Source organism: Nitrospira sp. BLG_2, assembly GCF_049222245.1.
In genome coordinates this window covers 1-7,250 of the sequence record NZ_JBLYIG010000177.1, presented here as the reverse complement: position 1 = coordinate 7,250, position 7,250 = coordinate 1, and the positions used below count along the sequence as shown (strand labels likewise).

The 7,250-nt window shown below is 53.5% G+C and carries 10 protein-coding genes; 6 read left to right on the top strand and 4 right to left on the bottom strand.

Going from position 1 to position 7,250, the window contains the following annotated elements; translation table 11 throughout:
* Window positions 1-196: 196 nt before the first annotated feature.
* Window positions 197-1,204 carry a hypothetical protein gene (locus ACOSYY_RS04930; protein ID WP_421661158.1) on the top strand — a complete coding sequence of 336 codons (1,008 nt, stop codon included), beginning with the start codon at window positions 197-199 and terminating at the stop codon, window positions 1,202-1,204.
* A 12-nt stretch (window positions 1,205-1,216) separates the two neighbouring features.
* Here the strand turns inward: ACOSYY_RS04930 and ACOSYY_RS04925 are convergent, their stop codons facing one another.
* From ACOSYY_RS04925 to ACOSYY_RS04915, 3 genes are read right to left on the bottom strand one after another with little or no spacing between them, the layout of a single operon-like run.
* Window positions 1,217-1,933, bottom strand: a complete 717-nt coding sequence (locus tag ACOSYY_RS04925; RefSeq protein ID WP_421661157.1) for a 3'-5' exonuclease — start codon at window positions 1,931-1,933, stop codon at window positions 1,217-1,219.
* Window positions 1,930-2,334, bottom strand: coding sequence for a (deoxy)nucleoside triphosphate pyrophosphohydrolase (locus tag ACOSYY_RS04920; RefSeq protein WP_421661156.1), 405 nt, complete (start codon window positions 2,332-2,334; stop codon window positions 1,930-1,932). The genes ACOSYY_RS04925 and ACOSYY_RS04920 overlap by 4 nt, the downstream gene beginning before the upstream one ends.
* Window positions 2,335-2,341: 7 nt before the next feature.
* Window positions 2,342-3,055: an A/G-specific adenine glycosylase gene (locus ACOSYY_RS04915; protein ID WP_421661155.1), complete on the bottom strand. Its 714-nt coding sequence runs from the start codon at window positions 3,053-3,055 to the stop codon at window positions 2,342-2,344.
* Between the two features lie 169 nt (window positions 3,056-3,224).
* Between ACOSYY_RS04915 and ACOSYY_RS04910 the strand changes: the two genes are divergently transcribed.
* The 4 genes from ACOSYY_RS04910 to hepT all read left to right on the top strand — a co-directional run bounded on the left by ACOSYY_RS04910 (window position 3,225) and on the right by hepT (window position 5,273).
* Window positions 3,225-3,695, top strand: a complete 471-nt coding sequence (locus ACOSYY_RS04910; protein ID WP_421661154.1) for a hypothetical protein — start codon at window positions 3,225-3,227, stop codon at window positions 3,693-3,695.
* 214 nt (window positions 3,696-3,909) lie between these two features.
* Window positions 3,910-4,269, top strand: a complete 360-nt coding sequence (locus ACOSYY_RS04905) for a PilZ domain-containing protein (protein ID WP_421661153.1) — start codon at window positions 3,910-3,912, stop codon at window positions 4,267-4,269.
* Between the two features lie 202 nt (window positions 4,270-4,471).
* Window positions 4,472-4,867, top strand: a complete 396-nt coding sequence (gene mntA / locus ACOSYY_RS04900; protein WP_421661152.1) for a type VII toxin-antitoxin system MntA family adenylyltransferase antitoxin — start codon at window positions 4,472-4,474, stop codon at window positions 4,865-4,867.
* Window positions 4,860-5,273 (top strand): type VII toxin-antitoxin system HepT family RNase toxin, encoded by a 414-nt coding sequence (gene hepT / locus ACOSYY_RS04895; protein ID WP_421661151.1) that lies wholly within the window; start codon window positions 4,860-4,862, stop codon window positions 5,271-5,273. The genes mntA and hepT overlap by 8 nt, the downstream gene beginning before the upstream one ends.
* An 80-nt stretch (window positions 5,274-5,353) precedes the next feature.
* Here hepT and ACOSYY_RS04890 read toward each other — a convergent pair whose 3' ends face one another.
* Window positions 5,354-5,896: an NUDIX hydrolase gene (locus tag ACOSYY_RS04890; protein ID WP_421661150.1), complete on the bottom strand. Its 543-nt coding sequence runs from the start codon at window positions 5,894-5,896 to the stop codon at window positions 5,354-5,356.
* A gap of 490 nt (window positions 5,897-6,386) precedes the next feature.
* On the opposite strand from ACOSYY_RS04890, the gene ACOSYY_RS04885 reads away from it, so the two are divergent.
* On the top strand, window positions 6,387-7,250 hold an 864-nt coding region (locus ACOSYY_RS04885), incomplete at its 3' end, for an LON peptidase substrate-binding domain-containing protein (protein WP_421661149.1).

Here is a 7,250-nt window from a genome sequence, read left to right as displayed (position 1 = left end):
GGAATTTCGCTTCTCGTTATGAAGTCCGCCGACCCTGATTCAAAGCCCAATCCAAACCCGTCTGATTCCGGCATCACTCTCGAAACAATCATTTCGGTCGGAGTAGTCGGATGGTTGGCGATCGGTATGGTACTCATGGCGCTAGGTATCTGGTAAGTCGACATCCGATCACAAGACCAATGTGAGGAGATCTCATATGCATGCATATTTCAATGTCCGCGGTCCTCGACATGTCGGTGCATTGTTGTCTCTCAGCCTAGTAGTGGCGGGATGCTCGATGTTTTCCGGCGAAGCAAAGCTACACAAAAATGCCAAAGGCTCCGTCTATCTCAAGGAAATCGCCGATTGGTCATTTGAAGCCAGCCATCCAGCCACCATTGACCAGATGACCATGCTGAAAATAGTCAAAGGCGTCGTAGCCGACGACGTTCATAGAATGCCAAGCAACATGCCCGCCAGTGGCAGCAAGCCGATGAGAGTATTCAGCGATGAAGACGCCGAGTTTCTTGCTCCCCTGCTAGCCCAAGGCTTATCGCAAGCGAAACCGGAACAGATTGTCGGTTTCAAGGTGTCTCCATCGGCAGGGTCAGGCACTGAACCCACAGCGGGCACCCTTTATATGCATAACGGATCGATCTATCTGACCATCGTTCCTTCTCAAAACAGGAAAGCCTCGGGATTCACTCCTAGTTCCGCCGCTCGTCTTGAAAAGGCTCCTCCTTTTGTCGCTCTGGGAAATGGAGCCGTGACGATGGTGATCGATTACCAAGCCCTCGCCAAGGGACCGATGCCGAACTCACCCTCTTCAGCAGGATCCTCAAAATCCATGTCGGTTGCCACGTCTCAGACCGCTCCAGCGGCACCGGCCGTTATGCCAATCTCGAGTACGTCGACCATGAAAATAGCGCCACAAGAGGATTCTCTTTCAGAGGCTCAAGAGCTCCACGCACATAGTGGGAGCCAATCGGGAGTACCCGAATTGGCCATAGAAGAACTGTTGAACAGAAAACTGGATGAACTCCGAGAGGCGCGGGAGGCCAACAAACTCAAAGACTCCGAGATCTCGATGCTGAAGAAGGAAACAACGTGGATGAAGAAAGAGCTCCGTCAGCGGACGGAGGAAGTAAAGGCCATGAAGGCCAGCAAGGCGGCTGCCCGCCCGGCCCCCAAAAAGAAATCGGCGCAAGCGTATCCGACCCGTTGATCCACTGATGGGTCAACTCACATCGTAAAACTCAGGCTGCAACAGGACAACTTCCCTGGACAAAGGCTGACGGAAATTCATGCGACAATAGCAGGCATAGGTCACGTAGGTATCTTGCAGACAGTACTGTGCGAGCTCAGGGCCTTGCCTCCTTTCCCACATTTCGGCCACTTGTTCCCCACTTCCCGACTTCGTATCGACCTGTAATGCGCGGGCCAACACATCGAGCTTGACCCAACCCCTCGTATCCCAATTACTCCAGATGGCCATCGTGTCATAGACCGGTTCGGTACGGAACCTTGCGAGATTGATGTCGAGGCTGGGTTTCACCTGGTTGATGATCGACCGCTTCTTGATGAAGGGAAGATCGAAACCAAGCCCGTTATGCGTGATGAACAAGGCAGGACGGTCCCGGGCCAGTCTCGCCCAAAACTGGCGGAGCAGCTCACGCTCGTTCGCTCCGAACCAGGCGACGGCGCTCCGTGCTTCCATTTGATCGGAAAATTCCAGCAGGCCGATGCAGACAATTCGGCTGAACGTCCCATCGAACGCCGACTTGGCATACGACTCATCGTCTGCGCGACGCTGTTCTTCAGCAGCTCCTGCCACAAAGAGATCGTAGCCACCCTCCGCCGGAGGCATTTCATGACATGCCGGGGGCTTTCCACATAGACGAGCCCATTCATCACGTGAGGCCTGCACGGTTTCAATGTCGAGCACCACTTTCACCGTGGAACTCCAAACGCATCTCGCCGCAAGGCCTCGATAACCGCGTAGTCTGCCGGCGGGAACTTAAACTGCGGGAGATCTTCGGGATATACCCATCGGATTTCATCACAATCGATGGGCATCGGTTCCCCTTGTTCAATGGCACATCGAAAAAAATGCAACTCTATGATTCTATCCTCATAGCCGTGCCGAATGATCCGATACGGAATAGGGAGATCGACGCGAATGCTCAGCTCTTCAAACAGTTCCCGTTGCAAGCATTCCGATAAGGATTCTCCCGTTTCCCGTTTTCCGCCGGGGAACTCCCAGTACCCGGCTAAGTGGGCGCCCGGCTTTCGACGGGCGATCAAATAGCGACCGTCACGGTGGATAAGCCCTGCCGCCACTTCAATGACTTGCATAATCAGCCTACCGCTCGCGCGTCGCCGGACTGAATGGATATGGCTTGCAGAACGACTTCGGCGGACGCAGGATACAATAGGGGTCGCGGGCCGTGCATACCGTCGCTCCAAAATCCATGAGAGCCTGGTTGAAATCATATCCTTTCCCTGACGGGATCAAGTTTTCTGATAATTCCCATAGCACCGTCTTCTGTGTCTTGGGTTCCCCCTCGGCGACGAACACTCTGTATAAGACACGGATGACATTCGTATCCAGAATAGGCGCATCTTCATTGAACGCGAAGGAGCGGATAGCCCCGGCAGTATACCGCCCGATCCCTTTGAATGAGAGCAACTCATCAGCGTCATTGGGCAACTTCCCCCCGTAGCGTTCCACTGTTTCGCAAGCGATTCCATGCAACCGTTCCGGGCGAATGTTATACCCAAGGGGATACCAAGTCTTCTTGACGTCGGCCACCGGAGCCCCTGCCAGGTCTTCGAAACTCGGATAGCGCTTCAAAAATTCATGATACTTGGGAATGACCCGATCGACTTGAGTCTGTTGGAGCATCACTTCTGAAACCAGGATATGATACGGATCTGACGTTTTGCGCCAAGGTAAATCTCGACCATGCTCCCCATACCACTTTAACAATCGCCGCTGAAATCGACGCTTAACAGAAAGATCCGGTAGAATCGCCCTGGCAGGTTTCTTCTGGTTGAGAGGTCGTCGCGGAGGCATACACCGGCTCATCGCAGTCCCTTAACCGGTGGTATTGTAGGAGCCCCTTGCGTCAAAATCAAACGTGCTGTTCAACCACGCCCGGAAGGATTGTTCGTGAAACACAGGCGCAACCTGTTCAAAGTGGAGTTCTCGTGATAATCTCTAACCAATCAAGCAAAAAGGGGCCATGAAGGTGGGGACCTTCGGAGATCGGTTGCCGCGGACACTGGTTTTTGGTGGAAGTTTAGCCTTTGTCTTCTTCCCCTTTCCTTCCATAGCTGAAACTCTTCAAGTGCCATGGGAGTGTTCGAACTACACAGGCGACGCACAGACCCGTTGCGTGAATGCTTTCATAGAAGCGCAACAAAAGAAGATTGCGGATCTCGAAGGAAAGCTTCAGACGCAACAGAATGCCGTGAGTCAACTCAAAAGTCAGCTCGATCGGCAGACCACGGCAACAACCGACCTACAACGCCAACTTGCAGAGCGCCCCACCACGAATATTGTTCCAATCCCGTATTCCTATCCTTACTCTTATGGCTATCCTCTCGGTCTCGGGTTCGGACTCCAATTTGGCAGCGCTGGAAATTATGCTTCGCCCTTTTACCGTCCCCATTGGGGTCACCGACATTATGGGTATTGGGGCTATCCTTGGTAACACCGTGGCCGACTGACCACTGGTCCACTGCTCGTTCTTTATCCCTACCCACGGCCTGTTCAGATCGGTCTTTTCATTGACAAGTTGCCTACGGCCACATAGCCTTCTACTAATACTCTATAAGCTACAGCGCGGATCGGCTCCACAGGCAAAAAGTCGAAGTTTCACGTTTTACAGACAGGCAAAGGATCTGCCAAGGACACGAGGATATACGATGGTTGTTCGCAAATTCCCACGGTTTCCGGTTGCAATACCGAGCACGTTGGTTCAGAGAGACAAACTTCGATACAACGCTTCCGTGAAGGATCTCTCGCTGAAAGGCTGTCGGTTAGAAAGCGTAGTCCGGCCCTTTACCGGCATGCAGGTGGAATTATTCATTGAACTGCCCGGCGAACCTACACCAATCTATATCAGCAGAGGGGCCGTCCGCTGGTCGGGATCACTGGGCATCGGTGTCGAATTCTTAACAGTGACACCCGCTGAACAAGAACGACTGAAGAGGGTCGTCGAGCAACTCTCAGTGAAGGTAGGACAGGCGCTGATCGTTCCAAAAGATGAGCTTCCGAAAAGCTGATCTTACTCACCACACTTCGTTACCTTCGATATTCACCTCCTTCACCATCAACGTTTGAGCTTGTTCTTGAGCGCCAACACAAACATGGCAAAAAGAAATGGGCCTGCTAAAATTTGTGTCCAGCTTTAATAGAATGCGCTGAAGATTGACAGGTTACCCATGAACCAGTAGCCTGAACCCAGCAGAAAGCCGGATGTCGGACATGAATGACTCTGCCTTGATCGAGTATATCAGCACATCAATTCCAGACCTCATTGCCCTGTACCGTTTCGGCTCGCAGGCCAAAGGAACGGCGCGTCCTCACAGCGACATCGATCTCGCGGTGCTCACGCATACCCCGATCGCAAGCCTGCATCGATTTGAACTCGCCCAAGAGTTGGCTACCCGGCTGCATCGTGATGTCGATCTCGTCGATCTGCGCGCCGCATCGACGGTCATGCGGATGCAAGTCCTCTCCACCGGGACCTGCCTCGCGACGTTCGATGATCTGGCCCGCCGAACGTTTGAGATGTACACCTATGCGGATTATGCCCGGCTCAATGAAGAGCGGCGCGACATCTTGAAAGGCATTACCGCGCTGGGGTTGGTGTATGGCTGACGATGTTGTCCTCAACAAAGCGGCCACCATCGAACGATGCCTTCAGCGTGTGCTCGCGGAATACGCCGGCGACATGCAGAACCTGATCGCGAATCAGACGAAACAAGATGCGATCGTCTTGAACCTCCAACGCGCATGTGAAACCACAATCGATCTTGCCATGTACGTCGTCAGCCAACGCAAACTCGGAGTGCCGCAGGATAGTCGGGACGCGTTTACTCTGTTACAGACCGCTGACCTTCTTCCAGCCGATCTGGCGATGCGAATGCAACGAATGGTGGGCTTCCGCAACGTAGCTGTGCACGAATACACTCGCCTGAGTTTGGATGTCATCCAATCCATCATCACTAAACATTTGGATGACTTCCGCATATTCTCTTCGACGATCGTGAAGACGTGCGCTTAGTCTCGTCTGAGCAGCTGAACTGACTGAATAGCTCGGTCGAAAGTCATTTCCTGGCACAGTGAACTGAACCCGCCGCTTACCTAGAACGCCGGTTTATCCGGCAGGCTGTCGAGGTGGAGTCGAAATTCCCCGGCTTTCGCGTCGACCACATAGCGCCTCAGGGCTTCGCTGACCACGGGAAAGGCCATAGTCTCCCACGGAATCGCGGAAAGCGGAAACAGTTCCACCTCCAAGCTTTCCGGTCCCGCCCGGAATACCGGGGCCTTCATTCGACCGCGAAACACCAGGTAGACTTGTCCGATATTGGGCAGACTCAGCACGGCATAGAGACCGGTGATTGTGACATCGGCATGCGCCTCTTCATGTGTCTCACGAACGGCCGCTTGCTCCGTGCTTTCGCCCAACTCCATAAATCCCGCCGGAAACGTCCAGAGCCCTAGACGAGGTTCGATGGCCCGACGGCACAAGAGGATTTGATCTTCCCATTCCGGAATACAGCCCGCGACGATTTTGGGATTGTGATAATGAATGCACTCGCACTGGTCGCACACATGTCTGAGCAAATTGTCCCCGAGAGGAATCTTGCGCGTGACCGTTGCGCCACAGTGGCTGCAATAGTTCATAAGAGCATGCATCGGGTCTCGGGGGAATACAATACGGATAGCACAAACACGCTATGCTTTCCACGCAGTCACGCCATGTTCGTTCGCGTTGAGGTCAAGCATGGTCGCCATGAACATCACGATGCCAAGCCATTTCTTGCCGGAAGAGGGGAATCTACTAATGCATACCTCCTGATGGAACCGTCATTGTACATCGCCATGAGTCCTTTGAGACACGCGTTGCCTGCCCGACACAAGTCTGCATTCCTTTTGCGCGCTGAACTCACGCCGCCCCCCCGTCGAACCTCTCTCAAACCAATAGGCTGCGCACGAATAGCACAACCGCCGGCTGTTTGTACGACGTTCAGTGGAGGATTCTGATACCAGCAAATGTGAATTCTTCCTGTCACCATTAGTTATCCTTAATCCGAATTTCCTTCCCTTGACTTCCACACAAGAAAACCTATCAGGTTGTTATAATGTTGTGAACCTTGAGGAAGGATGGGCTCCAATGGAAAATAATATACTATCGACCTTGCCGATACTCCCCGTTAAACGGACGGTGTTGTTTCCTGGCGTCATGATGCCGCTGACGGTCGGGCGGGAGCGGTCAGTTGCCGCCGTCAATGCCGCAATGAAGACCGAAGAGAAGACGATCGTCGTGGTGGCGCAACGAGATCCCCAGACCGAAGAACCGGCACTCGCCGAATTGTACTCCATCGGCACGAAGGCGACCGTCAAACAAATCGGCCAGTCGTCCGAAGGAACAATTCATGCGCTAGTTCAAGGACTAGATCGTGTCGTCCTCCTGAAAGAAGAACAGTCTACCCCCTACTCCATCGTGCGTGTCCGTTCTCTGGGGCGCCCTTCGGACGATGGCGCCGAAGTTCAAGCGCTTCATCGAGCCATTCAAGAACTGGTGTCCGACTTACCGAGACTCATCCAAGCTCCCGGCATCCAAGAAGTCGGCGCGGTGCTGAGCAACGAGGATGATTCCGTTGCGCTGGCTTATCGGATTGCTTCGCTCGTCAATCTGGATGTGGTGGAAGAACAGCGCTTGCTCGAAAGTTCTTCGACTTTGGACCTTCTTCGCAGCCTGTACGCCGCGCTGTCAAAGGAAATTCAAATACTGCAATTGCGGGAAAAGATCGCCAAGGATGCGCAGACCAAAATCGGCAAGAACCAACGAGAGTACATCTTGCGCGAACAACTGAAAGCCATCCAAGACGAGCTGGGCGAAGGCGAGGACGAGGAGAACGAGGTCGTTCGGTTGAAAAAACAGATCGCCGAAACCGACTTGCCGGAGCCCATTCGCAAGGAAGTCGAACGAGATGCGGCTCGGTTGAGCAAGGTACCGCCGACGTCGCCCGACCAT

What these genes read in the sequence shown, in the direction of transcription:
- hepT (WP_421661151.1), top strand. Translation starts at nt 4,860, where the DNA reads ATGGCTGACGATGTTGTCCTCAACAAAGCGGCCACCATCGAACGATGC.
- ACOSYY_RS04915 (WP_421661155.1), bottom strand. Translation starts at nt 3,055, where the DNA reads ATGCCTCCGCGACGACCTCTCAACCAGAAGAAACCTGCCAGGGCGATT.
- ACOSYY_RS04890 (WP_421661150.1), bottom strand. Translation starts at nt 5,896, where the DNA reads ATGAACTATTGCAGCCACTGTGGCGCAACGGTCACGCGCAAGATTCCT.
- ACOSYY_RS04905 (WP_421661153.1), top strand. Translation starts at nt 3,910, where the DNA reads ATGGTTGTTCGCAAATTCCCACGGTTTCCGGTTGCAATACCGAGCACG.
- mntA (WP_421661152.1), top strand. Translation starts at nt 4,472, where the DNA reads ATGAATGACTCTGCCTTGATCGAGTATATCAGCACATCAATTCCAGAC.
- ACOSYY_RS04930 (WP_421661158.1), top strand. Translation starts at nt 197, where the DNA reads ATGCATGCATATTTCAATGTCCGCGGTCCTCGACATGTCGGTGCATTG.
- ACOSYY_RS04910 (WP_421661154.1), top strand. Translation starts at nt 3,225, where the DNA reads ATGAAGGTGGGGACCTTCGGAGATCGGTTGCCGCGGACACTGGTTTTT.
- ACOSYY_RS04920 (WP_421661156.1), bottom strand. Translation starts at nt 2,334, where the DNA reads ATGCAAGTCATTGAAGTGGCGGCAGGGCTTATCCACCGTGACGGTCGC.